The sequence below is a fragment of the Niallia alba genome (assembly GCF_012933555.1).
Classification (GTDB): Bacteria; Bacillota; Bacilli; order Bacillales; family Cytobacillaceae; genus Niallia; species Niallia alba.
The window spans coordinates 3,026,462-3,045,983 of sequence record NZ_JABBPK010000001.1 but is presented as its reverse complement, the minus strand read 5'-3'; the positions used below and the strand labels follow the sequence as shown (position 1 = coordinate 3,045,983).

The following is a 19,522-nucleotide window of genomic DNA, read 5'->3' as shown; positions in this document are numbered from 1 at the left end:
CTTTATTGGGAATCATTTCGATTCTGTTCTCTATTTCGGCTTTGGTTTTGGTTAGCATCATTGGAATTCGTATTATTTTGACCATTGTTGTTACCAGTATTGTTTCCACTATTATTTCCACCATTATTGCCATTATCGTTGTTATTCCCGTTATTGTTACTTTGATTGTTGTTATTTTCTTCCCCATTATCAGAGTCTTCATTGTCTCCATCATCCTGATTGTCATCAGAATCTTCGCCATTAGGATCGTCTTGGTCATCCTCGTCATCTATTGTCTCATTTGGATCCTCAGGTGGCTGTTCCTCGATTTTTGCTGGGACGGAAATACTGCCAGATGCAGGATCACTATCCTGATCATTTTTAATTGCTTTTACAGTAAAGGTATAGGTGCTGCCAGGCGTTGGTTTGGCAATCTTTAAGCTTGTGTCAGAAGTAACAGTCAATTGCTCATTAGCTCCACCATCAACACTTACACTTACGTCAAATTTGACGCCCTCTTTGTCACCATAGTCCCAAGATAGATCGATTTCATCACTGTTCTCATTATAAGTTGCTTTCACTCCAGTAGGAGTATTAGGTTTATTGTACTTTTGTGATACTTCGTTCAGAATATTTCCTTTAACGGCATACTCGGTTTGGATTTGACTACTTGGTGTATAAGAACTTGCTAATCTTGCCGGAAACGTACCTTTTTCGATTTTTACTGTTTCAACACTATCAGGCTTCTTAAAATCAGCTGTTTCTACATCTTCCGAAATATGGCTCATCACTGCTTTGAAAATCTGTTGAGCAATTTTCTGGTTTGGTCCAGGAGTGAGTGGGTTTTTGCGTTCCGTGTATCCAGTCCATACGGCCATAGTAAAATTAGTTGTATAGCCAGCAAACCAAGCATCTGGAACACTTCTAGAATCTGTTATGCCCCATTTGGTTCGTTCTTCTTGCGAATAGTTGGTCGTTCCTGTCTTACCAGCAACAGGCAATCCTGGAACATTAGCAAGATTTCCCGTTCCATCACTGCTTGTAAGTACACCTTTTAACATATCAGTTATGAGGAATGCGGTATAATCCTGCATCACTACTTTTGATTTAGGCTCCATATTTATTTTAGTACCATCTTTTAATTTAAAGGAGCGCACAGCATGTGGTGTATTATATACACCTTCATTACCAAAGGCACTATATGCTCCAGCCATTTCTAGTGTGCTAGCTTCAAATGCTCCAATAGCATAGGATTCATAGGCATTCTCTAGCGGAATGCCTAGATTTACTGCAAAATCTTTAGCTTTTTCAGCACCGACTGCTTGGAAAGCTTTAAGAGCAGGAATGTTTCTTGACATTTCTAACGCTTTTCGCATAGTCATAGATCCCTTATAGCTATTATCCCAGTTACTAATTGGTGTTCCATTTGAATAGGTAGTACGCTCATCTACAATCGTTTGATAAGTTCCCCATTTTAAATGTTCAACAGCTGGACCGTAGTCAAGGATAGGCTTAGCGGTTGATCCAGGCTGGCGCTTCATATCTGTTGCATAGTTTGTCCCGAGCTTTACATCTGGATCGCGGTCACCTCCAAGAGCTAAAATTCCGCCTGTTTTCGTATCTAGTAAGGTAATTCCAGCTTGGAATTGTTCGTCAGGGAATGGGACAATCTCTCCTTCGTACATTAATTCTTCCACATATTCCTGTGCTTCTTTATCCATCGTTGTATAAATTTCTAATCCATCTGTAAATACATTAACATCTGGATATTTTTTCTCGATTTCGGCAATAACTTGTTTTATAAATGGATCATACGGTAGATCATTTGTTTGACGATCCTCTTTTGCAACTAATGAATCTTCCACAGAAGTCTTTTGTGCTTCTTCCATTTCTGCTTTTGAAATATATCCATGTTGATGCATTAAGGATAAGACAATATTACGTCTTTTTTCTGCCCTTTCTGGATTATTAAATGGATTATAGGCATTTGGCGCCTGTGGCATTCCTGCTAAGAGGGCAGCCTCTGGCAATGTTAACTCGTCTAAGTTTTTATCAAAATAAACTTTTGCTGCGGTTTTAACCCCGCTCATATTTTCAGACATAAAGATTTTATTAACATACATTTCAAATATTTCTTCTTTTGAGTACTTGCGTTCTAACTCTAAGGCAAGCCATGCTTCTTGTGCTTTACGATTTAATGTTTTTTGTGGCTGGTTAAAGAAGAAGTTTTTCACAACTTGCTGTGTTATCGTACTTGCGCCTTCTGAACCAAAACCATTTCTAAAGTTTGCTATTACTGCCCCACCTAAGCGGATAGGATCGATTCCATGATGTTTAAAGAAGCGTGAATCTTCGGTTGCGATAAACGCATCTTTTACTAAATCAGGGATATCTTCATAGTTTACATAGTCCCGATTTACGGCACCTACTTTTGCTATCTCCTTATTATTCTTGTCATAGATCGTAGAAGAAATAGGGTCCTTTAAAGTCTCTGGATTCAATTCGGGTGCATCTTTAACCATTATGGCAAATGTTACTCCGCCTGCAATAATACCAATGATACCGATTGTTAATAAAATAAGCAGAACGCGTTTAAACAAATTCTTACCACTTTTTTTCTGTGCTTTTTTAGGAGCATTTTTCTTTGAGGTTTCCAGTTGTTTGCGGCGCTCCTCTCGCGTTTGATATTTATCTGTCATAATTGTTCCTACCTTTCTTTCTAAAAACAAAAGGAATTAGTTGAATTCATAAATAGTATCAATCACTTTAATATAGTCAATTCGAGGCTGATAACCTAGGCTAATGGAATGACCATTGATTGCTAGTTCTTGTTTTGTGATCGATTTTCTTCCGCCATTTATCATTCTTTCCCAAAATATAAAGAGTTTTCCTGCATCTAAGTAGAATATTTCATTTGTTTCTGAAAAAGAGATAATGACAAAGCAAATTCCTTGTTGTTCACATACCATCCGCATATGTTTAATTTGGTGTTCATGGAAGTTATTAAGCGGAAAAGAAGTAGTATGCTTCGTTTCTTTCGCTTCAAAGTCGACATATTTTCCTTTATAAACACCGTTATAGTCTGTAGTGGAAGCTTGTTTAAAATAGGCTTCTTTAATGACGGCAGCACTTCTCTTCGGATAATCGACTTGAACGATTTGAACAGGTGTCGGCTTTTTATGTATGACGGCCTTCCCAAATTCTAAGTAATACTTATTCGTTTCATTCAAATCATCTTCTAAGTTCATTCCTCGGTTACTATAACTTATTTTTTTTTGCGATTTAGTATTTACATTTTTTACAGGTGTATATCTTTTTCCATTTGGATAATGAATCTTCATTTTTTCACCTCACAAAGATTCTTTCAAAGTATAACTTATTGCAATCAACAAACAATAATACCATAAAGCGTTCATAAGAGGTGAACAATTTGATAGGTAAAAAATCATATTTTTCTTCGTTAGAAGAAGAAAAACTTATAACTAGAATAAGGCTAATTACCGATAAGTGCAACTTAGACAATATTTCAAGGACCAAAGCCTATCTCTGCTATTATAACAAAAATAAAGAAATCCAATGGGCATTTCTTGCAAGCCAAGTTTCAAGAAATGCTGGCTGGAATATGGGTGATTTAAATGGACTATGGCTGCCGCAAGTAGTTAGTCAGGAAAAAAGGAAGCAAATCTACTTGACCTATGAGAAAGCAAACTGGCTTATTTTTAATGATGCATTTCCTCAATTACTACTCTATGAATATTCGACGAAAAAAAACTTGCCAATGTTTCATTTATTAAAGTTTTTTCAAGTTTCCTCTTTTATGGAAGAAGAATGGTTAAAGTATTGGGAGACAAAGAATAAAAAAAGATTAATGAATAGTTTAATTATCAATGAACAAAATGTGATTCAACAACCTGTCATTGAAAACGCAAGAATCAAGCATCATGTCCTTCATTACTTTCCGTATCTTTTTCAGGATTTTCTCCATTTTAATGCCGTACTTTTTCCAACTTTACAAGGGAAACTTTACGGGGCTAGCGTTTCTAACTTCACTTCTCTTAACGAACGAATTAAGCTAGGGAATACATTAGCAAGCCTTTTATTTAAATCTAATTTATATCAAGAGTTCTATGATTTTGCAAGAAAAATAGAACATACTGGTTCAAGATATGATTATGAAAAATATATATACCCAAAATTAGCCAATACGACACCCATACTCCGAGTTGCTTATCCGGTAGTCAAGCATCGTGAAGGGAAAAGAAAGGATTGGTATAAAAAGAAAATAAAGAAAAAGTGGCAAACATGTAGCGAGCATAATGAACCCTTGCTTATAACGGATTGGTACTTGAAAAAGCAGCAAACATTACATGAACTGATTCGTCAGGGAAACAAGTGGTTTTAACACATTAATAATAATTTTTTGTCGAATTTTAAACCAGTTATAAAAAAATAAACTTTCTTTGCCGAATCTCTTCTAGTTTTGTCAACTGAGCAGGATAGTTCATAAAAAAAAAGAAAAGAGTATGTATTAAAAATAGCTTGGAGGGATTTGTATGGAAAAGAATTATACAAAGGAAAAGTTATTGATTATGTTGGAGGAGATTCAAGAGGAATTAGAAATACTAGATGCTACACTTTTGAATGCAAGGAATCAAAAAACACAACTAGTAAAAAAACATATGACTTCATTAAATAATATAGAAAAAGGAATGGCTGCTATGGAGAAAAAAATTGCAGCAAGCCAATCGGGGCTTCCTTCTAATGTTCCTCCAAGACAAATGCCTCTTTACTTGAACTTAGCAAAGTAAATCGTTAAAATAAAGTAATTAACGATAAAGGGTAAATGGAGTGGCAAAATTGACCGAAAACCATCAACTAATGGAACATACAGAAAAACTTCTTGAGGCAGTGGAATATTCAATAGAGACCTTCTATAAAGTGAAGGAAACTGGAGCAAATGGGGATTTTTATGAAACCGTACGCCCGTTTGCGAATCGCATCAAAGATTTAAATGAGGAATGGAAGGAAATGGCTAAATTATGGGTGCAGAAATCAAAGCCTGACTACCTAAATGGCATTCAAATTAATACAGCATCTGATCATATAGAAATTATTTCAATCCAAGCTTTTTTTGCCCAAACGAGTAAGAAACGTTTTCTGGATTCTGCAAAATCTGTAAAGTATATACTGCAAACTTTACTTGATGCTCTAAAAGCGGAAGGTCAATAAGGGAATATCAAAAGGGAGAAGAAAATTCTTTTTTTTTTGTCTTTTTATTTATTATATAAAAAACCTAAGTATCAGTGCCTTTTGAAAGGAGTAGTATAGGTAATGAGTAACTGTTAGCAAGAGAAAGCAGGCAAAGGTAACAGAAGAGCCTTTGCTGCCGAAACGTTCCATATGCAGTCAGCAATTAAGGGGAAATATCCCTTACTAAATAAGTGTTTTGGAAAATGAATGCACAGTCTAGGCGAAATCATCATATAGTAGATAAGGATATCTTTAACGTGGGAGGATAGAATTTCATGTATAGAGCATCTAATCGCCAAAGAAGGAATGTACCTTATCAGACCGCTTATACTCAACCAAATATACAACAAATGCCGACCGATAATAGACAGTACCATCCATATATGAACCAAGGACAATGGAATGGGGCAGGAATGAACGGACAAAACTTCTATAACATGCCAATGCATCCGAATTATCCAAACAATCAACCAAGTTATTATCACCCGCAAAATGCTTATAAAAACAATACACAAGACATCTTTCAAAATCCACTTCATTATATGGAGAATGGTGACATGAACCAGTACTCTTCTAATCATATGAATCAAAATCAAGGATTTATGAATCCATATCCAAAGCAATCGTTTATTCCGAAAAAACAAGGCAATATGAAAAGTATCATGAACTCTTTTAAATCACAAGATGGATCTTTAGATTTTAATAAGATGATGGATACGGCTGGTATGATGATGAACGCGATGAACCAGGTGACAGGATTGGTAAAAGGGGTCGGCGGAATCTTTAAAGTATAAGTACATTACGACGAAATAAGAAGAGGCTGGGACAAAACTAAATAGCCAATCTGTAAAGACGAACAATCTCTAATTTATCTCTTAAATAAAGGTTTCTTTTATACAATGGTTATTTATGTTTTTAAATATAGTCAAGTGTAAAAACTAATTCGTTCCATTGCGCTACAGAAACTCGCTTTCCGCGGGGAGCAACCTAAGCCTCCTCGGCTAAAGCCTGTGGGGTCTTAGGTTTTGCTCTACTTCCCGCAGGAGTCGAGTGTCTTCCGCTCCATTCCACTCCGTTTTTAAAGGCAATACCCTAAAAAATATTGTTTTTTTAGAAAAAATGAATTAGTAGGAAATATGGAGCAGCCTGAATACACGTAGACTCCTATGGGAGCTGCGAGAAAGTCCGAGACCCTGCAGGCCATAGGCCGAAGCGGCTCGGCGCTCGCCCCATGGAAAGCGAAGTGTATTCAGGCTGCGGATATTAACACTAACTGTACTGAAACAACCTTTTATAAAACTAATAAAACCCGAACAACCATTTAGGATTCTTTGATAGTTGTTCGGGTTTATCTATGGCTGGAATACTTATGTCCCAGCCTTCATTTCTTTTTCTCTACTTACCAGCGGTGTGCTTTTGCATTACTTCTTAGAATAATATTTGTTTGAGACATTTGCGTATGCCCATTAACTTGGGACTTAGAACGTTTCGGTCTCGTCCAATTGTGATGAAAAAGCGCAGAGTGAGAATCCAACTGATCTTTATAACTCATCTTATCACCTCAGGAAGTAAGATTAGAAAGAAATTAAATGGATGTAAAAGGAATCTCTCCTTCTCCGTTAATGGAAGGAGAGTATTTCTTACGTGCATCCACTATTAATATGTGCAGATAATATAATATTTACTCTCTTGGTTTACGGATTTTGATCTTCAATCATTATTTTTTTGCCTTTTTGTTTTGGAACTTTAATTGTTAGCAAGCCATTTTTATAGGAAGCGGTCACTTTCTTTTCGTCTATAGGGTGTGGGAAAGCAATGCTTCTACTCCTTTTATTAAACATTTGACTTGTATGAAAGGTTTTAGCTTGGGTGTTTTCTTCTGTAATGATTTCCTGGTGGTTCACACTGATTGTTAAATAATGGTCATAAATGTCTAGTTGAATTTGCTCCTTATTCATTCCAGGTAGCTCTGCTTTAATCGTTGTTCCCTTTTCCGTTTCATTCACGCTAATTGGAAAAGTCATATTGGGAAATGGATTGCTAAAAAATTCATCCATTTGTTGAAGAAAGTTTTTCACTGGCTTTTCCTGAAAAAACTGATTCATGGAACGCATGAAACCATTAAAGGGTTGAGGGGTTTTCTCTTTTTTGTTTGGATCCATTGGGAAATTTGAAGACATAGTACATCACTCCTTACATAAAAAACATGAACGAAAGATTAATATGTTTTATCCCCATTAAAATAAGGGAAGAAAACTGCAAATGAATAGGCCTTTTTCTACTTATACTATGCCTAATAAAATGGATTGGTGTTTGATTCCTCTTTTTTTACTTCATAAAAAATGAATAAGATTTGCTTATAAAAAAAAGTGGTATATTAAATGAAAGGCAGTTTTCTCAAAAATGTTGTTTCTTCAATAGGAAAAAAGAATTAAAGGCAAAATGGAGCAGCCGGAAAGCAAGTGTATTCCGGCTACGGGGAATAGCCATAAACTTTACGAAAACAGGCTTTAGAATAAAGCCAAATGAAAGGTAGAAAGGAAGTTTGTATAAATGAAAAAAATCACAATTGGAAACGAACAACTATCCTATATAGAGCATGGGCAAGGAGATACGATTGTTTTAATACATGGTTTTTGCGGAAGCGTCGATTATTGGGAGTATATTTTGCCCTTACTATCTGATAAATACCATGTAATTGCAGTAAACTTAAGAGGACATGGCAGCTCAACTTATAGTGGAGCCCCATTTGAGATAGAAGATTTAGCGAACGATATGAATAAGTTATTAAAAAAATTAGGTATCGAACAAGTGTATATGTTTGGGCATTCCCTTGGTGGATATGTAACATTGGCTTTTGCAGAGCTTTTTGGAAAGAGCCTAAAGGGATTTGGTTTAATACATTCCACAGCATACTCAGATACAGATGCAGGAAAAGAAGGAAGATTGAACGCAATACGAAAAATTCAAGATCTTGGAATAGAAGAGTTTGTTAATGGGCTAATTCCTAATTTATTTGCCGACGAATCTCTCATAACTTTACCTAACGAAGTGGAAAAGGCGAAAAGAATTGGCTATGGAACAAACGGAATTGCGGCAATGGAGACACAGGCAGCAATGAGAAAAAGACCAGATAGAAATGGAGTAATCGAACAGGCAAATGTGCCAGTTTTATTGGTAAAGGGGACAAAAGATAAAGTGGTTTCATTAGATCGTGTTGCTTCTTCTTCAAGCCAAAATGTTTCAGAAGTTAGATTAGATACAGGTCATATGAGCATGCAAGAAGCTCCCGAGGAGTTGGCAAAAGCAATTCGTTCATTTATCCCAAGTAAGACTCTAACCTAAAAGCTAATGAGAAATACGAGGAAGATAGGCGGGAGATCAACTGTCCGTAAATCCGATTGGTTCAACTAACCATCAGTGGAGAGGAAGAAAAATCCCCACTGATGCAAGTTTCACTTTATTTCATCAAATAGTAAATAATGGTTCTTTTTTTCTTTTTAAAACCTCTTTCAAATCGAACGTCCATTCGATAAAATAGATATATTAGAGGTGAAACAAATGAAAGTACGTAAAAACCTACAAGAAATTATCAAGGAACTAAAAACAAAGGAAGAATACAAGGAAAGAATTTCCTATTGGCATACAATCGAAGCAAAGGAAGCTGTAACAGTTCCACTACCCGATGATTTATTGCCAAATTTAAAAGATGCTTTGCAAAAGCGAGGAGTAACACGGCTTTATACACATCAATATTCGTCATATCAGGCGATTAGAGAAGGGGAAAGCATTGTAGCTGTTACACCAACTGCATCAGGTAAAACCCTTTGCTACAATCTTCCTGTCATTCAGTCCATTGCAGAGAACAAAAATGCACGGGCGTTATATATGTTCCCTACAAAGGCTCTTGCACAAGATCAGAAAAGTGAATTAAATGAATTAATTGAAAGTGCTGAACTACAGATAAATAGTTATACATATGACGGAGATACACCAGCTTCTATTAGACAAAAGGTTCGAAAAGCTGGACATATCGTTATTACAAACCCAGATATGCTTCATTCTGCCATTTTGCCACATCATACAAAATGGGTATCACTATTTGAAAATCTCAAATATGTCATTATAGATGAGTTGCATATTTACAGAGGCGTTTTCGGCAGTCATGTAGCTAATGTTATCCGCAGATTAAAGCGAATTTGTGCGTTTTATGGAAGTAATCCTATCTTTGTATGCACATCAGCAACTATAGCAAATCCAAAGGAATTAGCAGAGAATTTAACCGAACAACGTGTACATCTAATAAATAATAATGGTGCTCCAAGTGGAAAGAAACATTTCGTTTTTTATAATCCTCCTATTGTGAATATTCCCTTGAATATAAGGAGAAGTGCTACTTTAGAAGTGCGTCAAATAGCAGGAGAGCTGTTGAAAAATAAAATTCAAACAATTGTTTTTGCCAAAAGTCGTGTTCGTGTAGAGATTTTGCTTACCTATTTGCAAGGTCTTGTGAAATTTCAACTTGGTCCTAAATCGATTCGTGGCTATCGAGGCGGCTATTTGCCAACAGAAAGAAGAGAAATAGAGCAAGGGTTGCGACAGGGGAATATTTATGGAGTTGTCAGTACAAATGCATTAGAACTAGGTGTTGACATTGGACAACTGCAAGCCTGTGTTATGACAGGATACCCTGGTACGATTGCGAGTTCATGGCAGCAAGCAGGACGAGCAGGCCGTAGACATGATGAATCCCTTGTCATTATGGTGGCAAGCTCAAGCCCCCTAGACCAGTATATGGTAGCGAACCCTGACTATTTCTTTAGCAGAAATCCAGAAACAGCGAGAATAAATCCTGACAATCTTATTATTTTAATTGATCATATGAAATGCGCTGCATATGAGCTTCCTTTTAAAGAAGGAGATACATTTGGAAAGTGTGAAATTAGGGAAATACTCGAGTTCTTGACAGAAGAGCGAATCCTTTTTCAAAACGGGGATAAATGGTATTGGATGAATGATTCTTTTCCAGCACATAATATAAGTCTTCGTTCAGCATCACAAGAGAATATTGTGATCATTGATATCTCAGATGTAAGTAAAAGCAGAGTAATTGGAGAAAGTGATCGTTTTTCAGCAATGACGCTCTTACATGAAGAAGCAATTTATATGCATCAAGGAATTCAATATCAAGTAGAGAAGCTTGATTGGGAAGAAAAAAAAGCATATGTCCGTGAGGTAAGTGTTGATTATTATACAGATGCAAATTTAGCGGTATCTTTAAAGGTTTTAGAAGAAGATAATAAAAATAACTATCCTAAGGCGGAAACTGGCTTTGGTGATGTTAGCATTATAGCAATGAGCACCATTTTTAAAAAAATAAAATTTGAAACCCACGAAAATATTGGTTCTGGTCCGATTACGCTTCCAGAAGAAGAACTTCATACGAACGCAGCTTGGATTTCCTTTCAGCCAAACGAGCTAGAATGGGAACAAGAGCAAACAGAGCAAGGCTTAATAGGGGCAGCCCATGCCTTAAAGCATATAGCACCATTACTTGTAATGGCAGACCCTCAGGATTTGCATGTAGTTCCACAAGTAAAAGCAGAGCATAATGAAAAAGCAACGATTTTCTTTTATGATCAATATCCTGGTGGAATCGGCTTAAGTAAAAAAATATTTGAAGAAATGCCTGCTGTATTAAGAGAAGCAAAAAAAATGGTGAAAAATTGTTCCTGTGAGTATGGCTGTCCTTCCTGTATAGGTACGGAGAGTCATGGAAATAACAGTAAACGAGATGTAATTAAAATTCTCTCTCTTTTAGAGAATAGTAATTTTTCCATATAAGGGGATTAATATGTCTATTAAAAATAAATTAAGCAGGATGAAGTCTCATTTGAAAAAAGAAGAACAGCCCCTCCTTGTGAAAAATCCCGTGGGAAATAAGAGCATTATCCCATTCATGGAGCAGTGGAAGCAGGAGAATGTGTCTCCTTATTGGTTAGATAACGAGTATTGCTTAATTCGCGAAGTTCGATATTCACTTGATTATACGCATGGCAACTATACGTTCCGAGAGTTTTGCCACGTTGTCGATGATTGGAATAATGCAACCTATGACCATCCACTTTCAGCAAAAGGCCATCAAGCGAGTGATTTATTCTTTTTTGATACAGAAACGACAGGACTTGGAGGAGGAGCAGGGAACACTATCTTTATTCTTGGATATGCACAGCTTATAAAAAATGAGATTGTTTTAAAACAGCATGTTTTGCCACATCCTGGGGCAGAAATACCTTTATTTAATAGTTTCCTAGAGAACGTAGACTATTCGACTTTAGTAACCTATAACGGTAAGGCATTTGATTGGCCTCAGGTGAAAACAAGACATACGTTAATTAAAGAGCATGTACCAAAGCTTCCTGAATTTGGCCACTTTGATTTATACCACGCGGCAAGAAGGATGTGGAAGCATCGTTTAGAAAGAACGAAATTGTCGATAGTAGAAGCAGAGATTCTCGGAGTAAAGCGAGAAGATGATGTACCTGGGTTTCTTGCTCCCATGATTTATTTTGATTTTGTTGAACGAAAAAATCCAGAAGGTATGCTTGGCATTCTTAAGCATAATGAAATAGATATTCTTTCTCTAATCACTTTGTATACACATCTAAGTTACCAATTGTTAAGAAAGGATCAGCAAATTAGTGCGAAAGAAACGTTAGAAGTAGGAAAGTGGTACACGCTTATCGGACAGACAGATATTGCAAAGCAAAATTTACAGAGTATTGATGAACAGAATAAAGAAGAGTTGTTAGAGGCAGCCTTTTTATTGGCCAAACAGTATAAAAAAGAGAAGAAGTTTGAAGATGCCATTATTTTATGGCGGAAAATTATCGAAACTTATACAAAGAAGACAAACCCGGTAGTTGTTATACAATCGCTGATTGAACTTGCTAAGTTTGCGGAACATAAAGAGAAAAATATCCAAAATGCATTAACTTATACAGAAAAAGCGCAATTTATACTTCGAGAGCATCAAGAGCTACTTAGAATAGAACCAGAACTTCAAAAAAGGTACGAACGTCTAGAAAAAAAACTGCATACGATTAAAAGAAATCAATTATTCCATTAATAACCTAGTTGTTTGTATGCTCGTTCCCTATTAAAATAGTAAGTGGTTCATTTATCCTACTCTTAACGGGCAGCAATTCCTCGAGCTCAAGCGATAGTTAGTTAGGGGTTGAAACTCTTGCCTAAAGGTCCGATAAGTGTAACTAACCCATCAGTGGGGAGAAGGAAATACCCCCAATAAATGAAATACTAATTTGGAGTGGACGAATTTGTATAAAGTAGTTATGTGTATGTTTTTTGTTCTTGTTTGTTTAACCATTATTTTATTTACAACTCTAAAAGACAGCTTTTATGCACATTTATAAAATGATTTTAGGTAGCTCTTGCATGAAATATAAAAAACCAAAGCAAAATAGGTGTTTGTATTAGTACAAGATTATCCCTTTCTACATAAGTTGTTACTGTAAGATAATTAATTTATTGAGAGGAGATTTTCTTATGCATTGTAAACCTAATAACATTTTACCTGCAGTAGTTCATCCAACTAAATGTTGTGTGAATAGCACATATTCAAATAATATTGTGCCACATATTCATCCCACACATACAACTACTGTAAATCATGTGAACTATGAGCACCAACATTATTTCCCACACACTCAATCTGCTGAGACTGTGGTAACTAACACTCAAGCTAATATGGGTCCTGCTCCAGCTCCATATCCAGTAGCTCCTGTTGCACCTGCTTATCCAACAACTGGAGGAATTCCATTTACTGCTACTGGTCAATTGTTCCCAGGTCAACCTGGAACGCCTGGTATGCCTGGTGCATTTCCTTTTAGAAAAAAATAAGTAAGAGGAAGAGGCTGGGACAAAACTAGATAGCCAATCTGTAAAGACGAACAATCTCTAATTTATCACTTAAATAAAGGTTCCTTTTATACAATGGTTATTTATGTTTTTAAATATAGTCAAGTGTAAAAACTAATTCGTTCCATTGCGCTACAGAAACTCGCTTTCCGCGGGGAGCAACCTAAGCCTCCTCGGCTAAAGCCTGTGGGGTCTAAAGATTGCTCTACTTCCCGCAGGAGTCGAGTGTCTTCCGCTCCATTCCACTCTGTTTTTAAAGGCAATTCCCTAAAAAATATTGTTTTTTTAGAAAAAATGAATTAGTAGGAAATATGGAGCAGCCTGAATACACGTAGACTCCTATGGGAGCTGCGAGAAAGTCCGAGACCCTGCAGGCCATAGGCCGAAGCGGCTCGGCGCTCGCCCCATGGAAAGCGAAGTGTATTCAGGCTGCGGATATTAACACTAACTGTACTGAAACAGCCTTTTATAAAACTAATAAAACCCGAACAATCATTTAGGATTATTTGATAGTTGTTCGGGTTTATCTATGACTGGAATACTTATGTCCCAGCCTCTTTCGTGTAGACAAAAAAATATTCTGGAACCGATTATTTTCGTTCATTTTATCGAATACTTATCATATAATGAAAACTGTAATTACAGACTAGCAGTAAAAATGAGAGCGATTGTCTCAGAAAAAGCATAATTTCTTTATCCTACGCTTAACGGACAGTAAGACTCCCCCATAAGCTTTTTTAACTAACCATCAGTGGGGGAGGAAGGAAAACCCCAACTGATGGAAGTTTCACTTTATGGGATTGTATATTTATGATATATTTTATAGTAACAATGGTAAAGATGAAGGAGTTACTTATACGATTATGAAAATAGCCGTCATTTCTGGCTATAAGCCTTATGAAATTGGAATTTTTAAGCGAGATGAACTAGCTGCAGAATACATAAAATTAGCAATTAGAAAGAACTTACAGGCAATGCTAGAAGAAGGACTGGAGTGGGTGTTAATTAGTGGGCAGCTTGGTACTGAACTATGGGCAGCTGAAGTGGTATATGATTTGCAGATGGAAGAATACCCAGACCTAAAGCTGGGTGTTATTACTCCGTTTCTTGAACAGGAACAGAACTGGAAAGAGGCAAATCAAGAATGGTATGAAGAAATAATCATGCAGGCTGATTTTGTTGATTCTGTTTCAAAAAAGCCATATGAAAGTCCTCGACAACTAAGAGATAAAAATATATTTCTACTTAAAAAAAGTGATGTGTTACTACTTTTTTATGATGATGAGAACCCTGGTAGTCCCAAGTACTTGTATGAACTCGCACAAATGTATCAGGAACAAAATACTTATGAAATTCGTAAAATTCAATTTTCAGATTTACAAGATATTGTGGAAGAAGCAAGGTTTAATGAAGAGTATTAATAGATTTATTGACAAAAATGCATATATTTGAAAAAATAATTGAGATAAATGGTAATCGACTGAGGTGAGCGATAAATGCTATCAGATAAAATGAAATTAACAGCAAAAGATATTTTAGAGAAAGAATTTAAAACAAGTGTTAGAGGTTATAAACCAGAAGAAGTAGATAAGTTTTTGGATTTAATTATTAAAGATTATGAAACCCTTCACCAAGAAATTGAAGAACTACAACAAGAGAATTTACGTTTGAAGAAGCAGGCAGAGGAAGCTAGCCGCAGACAACCTGCACCAACTACAGCTGGAACTACTAATTTTGATATCTTAAAAAGATTATCTAATTTGGAGAAGCATGTATTTGGAAGCAAGTTATACGATTGATTTCATCACCAAGAAGCTATTCTTTTTATCCACTCTTAACGGCCAGTAAGACTCCCGCCTCAAGCTTATGAGCATACGAGGAAGAAAGGTGGGAGATCAACTGTCCGTAAAGGTCCGATTGGTTCAACTAACCATCAGTGGGGGAGGAAGGAAAACCCCACTGATGGATGGTTCACTTTATCCAACAAGATAGAAAGTTAATAATTACCTATAATAACCATTGCAATAGATAGGTAAAACAACTATAATAGCTATTGTATCAATAAAACGCTTTGGTAATCGCTGCAAACTTTGTTTGTAGAGGAAAGTCCATGCTCGCACAGGCTGAGATGCTTGTAGTGTTCGTGCCTAGTCAAAAAATAAGCTAGGGCAGCATATCTATGCTGACGGCAGGGAAAATACCTAAGTCTTCGGATATGGTATGAATACCTTGAAAGTGCCACAGTGACGTAGCCTTGTCAGAAATGACAAGGGTGGAACGAGGTAAACCCCACGAGCGAGAAACCCAAATTATGGTAGGGGAACTTTCTCTGAGGAAATGAACGGAAGAGAAGGACAGAAATTATTTTCTGTAGATAGATGATTACCGCCTTAGTACGAGATGAGAGTCGTATGAGTACAAAGGAACAGAACATGGCTTATAAAGCGTTGAGTTGATTTATGATGAAGATAACATTACAAAGGGTGACACGTAGATTTGTGTCTGATATGCTGTAGAATTTCGTTTTAAACAGTATGTCATGCATATAATCTGGTCATCCTTTTTATATGGAATATACTCAATTTGTTGGAAAAAATAGTATCGCATTTATACATAAAAAAATTATTTTAATGACGACAAAGGAGATTTTATGAGGGAATTTGACTTAATTGCTACTGCAGCTATGGGCCTTGAAGCAATAGTTGCAAAAGAAGTAAGAGGGCTAGGATACGAGTGTACAGTAGATAATGGGAAAGTTTTATACAAAGGTGATGAAAGAGCTATTGCAAGAAGCAATATGTGGTTACGTACAGCTGATCGCGTAAAAATCAAAGTAGCAGAATTTAAAGCTACTACATTCGATGAGCTTTTTGAAAAGACGAAAGCGATTCGTTGGGAAGAATATCTTCCTGTGAACGCACAATTTCCTGTTTCGGGTAAATCGGTCAAATCAAAGCTGTTCAGCGTATCCGATTGTCAAGCGATTGTAAAAAAGGCAATTGTTAATCGAATAAGCACGCATTATAAGAAAACAGGTTGGCTAGAGGAAAATGGTGCATTATTTAAGATAGAAGTTGCTATTTTAAAGGATATAGTTACATTAACGATTGATACTTCAGGTCAAGGGCTTCATAAAAGAGGCTATCGTGCTGGACAAGGGGAAGCTCCTTTAAAAGAAACACTCGCTGCCTCCTTAATTTTGCTAACAAATTGGACAGCGGATCGACCTTTTGCAGATCCTTTTTGCGGATCTGGGACAATTCCTATAGAGGCTGCATTAATCGGGCAAAATATTGCGCCTGGCTTTAATCGTGATTTTATTTCTGAAAGTTGGGACTGGATGCCAAGTGAAGTATGGGATGAAATTCGTACAGAGGCAGAGGATAACGCGAAATATGATCAGCCTCTTGAAATCTTCGGATCAGATATCGATCATCGTATGATTAAAATTGCTCAAGATAATGCCTTTGAGGCAGGACTTGGAGATCTTATTACTTTTAAGCAGATGCAAGTAAAAGATTTTACCACTATGAAAGAAAATGGTGTTATTGTTGGGAATCCGCCATACGGAGAGCGATTAGGAGATAAACCATCTGTTCAAAAAATGTATCAGGAAATGGGACAGGCTTTTGCTCCACTTGAAACATGGTCTATTTACATGCTTACAAGTGACGAGGAATTTGAAACACACTACGGCAGAAAAGCAACAAAAAAACGTAAACTATTCAATGGTTTCATCAGAACAGATTATTACCAGTACTGGGGCAAACGAAAAAGAGACTAAAAATTTGGGAATAGCCCTCCAAAAGATTACATCCTTTAAATAAGTATATTTTCTGAGAAACAGTATATATTTATTCTATACGTAATTTGCTGGAGGGAAAATTTATGAAAGACAGTACTTTAGATTATACAAAAATAATCGGCGCATTAAATTCTTCGATGGATTTAATAGAAGGAGAAGGCATTTCGGATGAAACCGTGATAGAGCAGCTATCGGCAGCTCAACAAATGGTTCAGCAGGCAATGACTTATTCCTTATCAAGAGATAGAGGATAACAAAAGGATTAAATCGTTTTGTTATAACGGCAGCATAGTGCATAGATGTTCTCCTATGAGAAATGCGAGCAAGTCCGAAACCTCGCAAGGAGGCTTTGATCGCCTCGAAAAATAAAGGTAATATTAATTTGACTACCTAAAAGTTTAAATGGAAAGTCTTTAGAAAACAAATCATGGATTGTTTGATATCCAAAAAAATATCCAATTTTGTAAGAGAGGGTGCCTAAATCTTGTGTGGCAACCCTCTTTTCACTTGAATATTGGTCTAAAATTGACTATGATTAGGGTTCGTCATTAAAAACAAGTGTAATAACCCATTACTTATTAAATAGATAAAGATGAAAACAAGAAGATTATTTCGTAAAGTCGGAGGGGTACTCATGCAAAATAGCATGCCATTTGAAGTATCAAAAACAGAATCATTTTATGACAAGTTGGGAGAATGGATCGGGGATGTCTTTTATGACATTCTTCCAGAGGCAGGGTATGAATTACGCGATGAGCAAGTATATATGGCTTATCAATTAGAAAAAGCATTTAAAGACAAGAAAACGATTTTCGCAGAGGCAGGAGTAGGGACTGGAAAAACGTTTGTTTATTTACTATATAGTATTTGTTATGCCCGTTATGTAAACAAGCCTGCTATTATCGCTTGTTCAGACGAAACATTAATTGAACAACTTGTTAAAAAAGAAGGCGATATTGCAAAGCTCGAACAGGCACTTGGGTTAAATATTGATGTTCGGTTGGCGAAATCGCGAAATCAGTATTTATGTTTAACCAAATTAGATCAAAAAATTACATTTGAAGATACGTATAATTCCATTTACGATAGCCTTCCAGATTTCGTGCACGGCACTGGTTCGATGCAATCTTTTGCACCATATGGTGATAGAAAAGACTATCCAGATCTGAACGATAAAGATTGGGAAGGGGTAGCATGGGATTCTATGCAAGATTGTTTTACATGTGATAAGCGCCATCGTTGTGGGCAAACATTGCATAGAGACTATTATCGAAATGCCAAAGATCTAATTATTTGTTCTCATGATTTCTATATGGAACATATTTGGACAAAAGAAGCTAGAAAAAGAGAAGGGCAGCTGCCTTTATTACCAGATAGTGCATGTGTCGTTTTCGATGAAGGGCATTTATTAGAATATGCAGCACAAAATGCTCTAACATATCGTTTGACTGAGCAAAACTTGGAGAATCTATTAACTCGTTTAATGGCAAATGATGTGCGAGAAAAGACATTAAATATTATTGAAGAAACAATCTACCAAAATGAGCAGTTTTTTAGAGAATTAACAGATGCATCTTATAAAACAGAAGGCTCTGATAAACAAGAAATCAAAAAAACGGATCGAGTAATACAAGCAGGTAGAAAATTAGCAGGCTATATTTCAGAGCTAGAAGAAGAGCTTGTCTTCGAAAGCGAAATGTATGTCATCAATGAATACGACTTAAAAGTTGTGGAGGAATATTTAGAACAGATATCTCATTCATTAGGCTTATTTTTAAAAGAAATGAATGGAATAACATGGTTTGAGGAAAACAATGGCGAAAGAACGCTTGTCATTATGCCGAGACTTGTTCAAGATATTATGCAAGAGGAAGTATTTAGTCAACAAAAGCCGATTATCTTCTCCTCAGCGACACTGTCTGACAATAAATCCTTTGAATACATGGCAAATAGTATTGGTGCAACCAATTATTTATCATTTTCTGTGGATTCTCCTTTCGACTATGAAGAAAATATGACTGTTCATATCAAACCATTTGCGAAAGAAGCGGACAAAGAAAAACAAGAATATTGTTATGGAGAATTAATAAAAGCAGAAGGTCGTTCCCTTGTTCTTTTCAATAGCAAAGAGGATTTAGCTAGTTTTCAGGAGAATTTACCCAATGATTTCATGCTGCCAATTTATTTTGAAGGGGAAAGAGAAATCAGTACCCTTGTTTCTAAGTTTCAAAATGAGGAAAAATCAATTCTTTGTGCAGTGAATTTATGGGAGGGGCTAGATGTGCCAGGTAGATCATTAGAAAACGTCTTTATCTATTCCTTGCCATTCCCTCCAAACGATCCTGTGTATAAAAGTAAACGAGAAAATGTAGAAAATCCATTTTTAGAAGTGGATTTACCATATATGATTTTAAGGCTACGTCAAGGCATTGGTCGATTAATTCGTACACATGAAGACAAAGGATCTATTCATTTATGTATGAATCCGGACGAAACTGAACTTGTAAAGAGTTCTGTGCTAAAGGCATTGCCAGTAAAACCAAATTAATT

Annotated in this window: 17 protein-coding genes and 1 other RNA gene; 14 read left to right on the top strand and 4 right to left on the bottom strand. The window is 36.2% G+C overall.

Features of this window, described 5'->3' with window-relative positions:
• Positions 1–2: 2 nt before the first annotated feature.
• Both HHU08_RS14630 and recU read right to left on the bottom strand, forming a co-directional pair.
• A complete protein-coding gene (locus HHU08_RS14630) occupies positions 3–2,678 on the bottom strand; it encodes a transglycosylase domain-containing protein (RefSeq protein ID WP_169188764.1) in 2,676 nt (891 codons plus the stop codon).
• Between the two features lie 36 nt (positions 2,679–2,714).
• On the bottom strand, positions 2,715–3,320 hold the full coding sequence (gene recU / locus HHU08_RS14625) for a Holliday junction resolvase RecU (RefSeq protein ID WP_101730971.1): 606 nt from the start codon (positions 3,318–3,320) through the stop codon (positions 2,715–2,717).
• Between the two features lie 89 nt (positions 3,321–3,409).
• Here recU and HHU08_RS14620 point away from each other — a divergent pair, with 89 nt between their 5' ends.
• The 4 genes from HHU08_RS14620 (at position 3,410) to HHU08_RS14605 (ending at position 6,023) form a co-directional block, all read left to right on the top strand.
• The gene (locus HHU08_RS14620; RefSeq protein ID WP_169188763.1) at positions 3,410–4,381 is read left to right on the top strand and encodes a DUF2515 family protein; all 972 of its coding nucleotides are present in this window, start codon (positions 3,410–3,412) and stop codon (positions 4,379–4,381) included.
• 151 nt (positions 4,382–4,532) lie between these two features.
• Positions 4,533–4,787, top strand: coding sequence for a hypothetical protein (locus tag HHU08_RS14615; protein WP_169188762.1), 255 nt, complete (start codon positions 4,533–4,535; stop codon positions 4,785–4,787).
• A 40-nt stretch (positions 4,788–4,827) separates the two neighbouring features.
• Positions 4,828–5,208 carry a YppE family protein gene (locus HHU08_RS14610; RefSeq protein WP_145999714.1) on the top strand — a complete coding sequence of 127 codons (381 nt, stop codon included), beginning with the start codon at positions 4,828–4,830 and terminating at the stop codon, positions 5,206–5,208.
• A gap of 296 nt (positions 5,209–5,504) precedes the next feature.
• The gene (locus HHU08_RS14605) at positions 5,505–6,023 is read left to right on the top strand and encodes a YppG family protein (protein ID WP_169188761.1); all 519 of its coding nucleotides are present in this window, start codon (positions 5,505–5,507) and stop codon (positions 6,021–6,023) included.
• A 605-nt stretch (positions 6,024–6,628) separates the two neighbouring features.
• Here HHU08_RS14605 and HHU08_RS14600 read toward each other — a convergent pair.
• Together HHU08_RS14600 and HHU08_RS14595 are read right to left on the bottom strand one after the other, a co-directional pair.
• Positions 6,629–6,781, bottom strand: a complete 153-nt coding sequence (locus tag HHU08_RS14600) for a YpzG family protein (RefSeq protein ID WP_169188760.1) — start codon at positions 6,779–6,781, stop codon at positions 6,629–6,631.
• A gap of 142 nt (positions 6,782–6,923) precedes the next feature.
• Entirely contained in the window at positions 6,924–7,409 is a 486-nt protein-coding gene (locus HHU08_RS14595) for an Hsp20/alpha crystallin family protein (protein ID WP_169188759.1), read from the bottom strand.
• 373 nt (positions 7,410–7,782) lie between these two features.
• On the opposite strand from HHU08_RS14595, the gene HHU08_RS14590 reads away from it, so the two are divergent.
• The 10 genes from HHU08_RS14590 (at position 7,783) to HHU08_RS14545 (ending at position 19,520) form a co-directional block, all read left to right on the top strand.
• Positions 7,783–8,574, top strand: a complete 792-nt coding sequence (locus HHU08_RS14590; protein ID WP_169188758.1) for an alpha/beta fold hydrolase — start codon at positions 7,783–7,785, stop codon at positions 8,572–8,574.
• 216 nt (positions 8,575–8,790) lie between these two features.
• Complete coding sequence (locus HHU08_RS14585; protein ID WP_169188757.1) at positions 8,791–11,073, top strand: DEAD/DEAH box helicase; 2,283 nt, start codon at positions 8,791–8,793, stop codon at positions 11,071–11,073.
• Positions 11,074–11,083: 10 nt separating this feature from the next.
• Positions 11,084–12,358, top strand: coding sequence for a ribonuclease H-like domain-containing protein (locus tag HHU08_RS14580; RefSeq protein WP_169188756.1), 1,275 nt, complete (start codon positions 11,084–11,086; stop codon positions 12,356–12,358).
• A gap of 437 nt (positions 12,359–12,795) precedes the next feature.
• Entirely contained in the window at positions 12,796–13,149 is a 354-nt protein-coding gene (locus HHU08_RS14575; protein ID WP_169188755.1) for a CotD family spore coat protein, read from the top strand.
• A gap of 881 nt (positions 13,150–14,030) precedes the next feature.
• Positions 14,031–14,588, top strand: a complete 558-nt coding sequence (locus tag HHU08_RS14570) for a DUF1273 domain-containing protein (protein ID WP_205835798.1) — start codon at positions 14,031–14,033, stop codon at positions 14,586–14,588.
• 75 nt (positions 14,589–14,663) lie between these two features.
• Complete coding sequence (gene gpsB, locus HHU08_RS14565; RefSeq protein WP_016203089.1) at positions 14,664–14,966, top strand: cell division regulator GpsB; 303 nt, start codon at positions 14,664–14,666, stop codon at positions 14,964–14,966.
• Positions 14,967–15,233: 267 nt separating this feature from the next.
• Positions 15,234–15,612: RNase P RNA component class B (gene rnpB / locus HHU08_RS14560), an RNA gene on the top strand.
• Positions 15,613–15,817: 205 nt separating this feature from the next.
• Entirely contained in the window at positions 15,818–16,951 is a 1,134-nt protein-coding gene (locus HHU08_RS14555; protein WP_016203090.1) for a THUMP domain-containing class I SAM-dependent RNA methyltransferase, read from the top strand.
• Between the two features lie 104 nt (positions 16,952–17,055).
• Entirely contained in the window at positions 17,056–17,226 is a 171-nt protein-coding gene (locus tag HHU08_RS14550) for a hypothetical protein (protein ID WP_169188754.1), read from the top strand.
• A 380-nt stretch (positions 17,227–17,606) separates the two neighbouring features.
• Entirely contained in the window at positions 17,607–19,520 is a 1,914-nt protein-coding gene (locus tag HHU08_RS14545; protein ID WP_169188753.1) for an ATP-dependent DNA helicase, read from the top strand.
• Positions 19,521–19,522 lie beyond the last annotated feature (2 nt).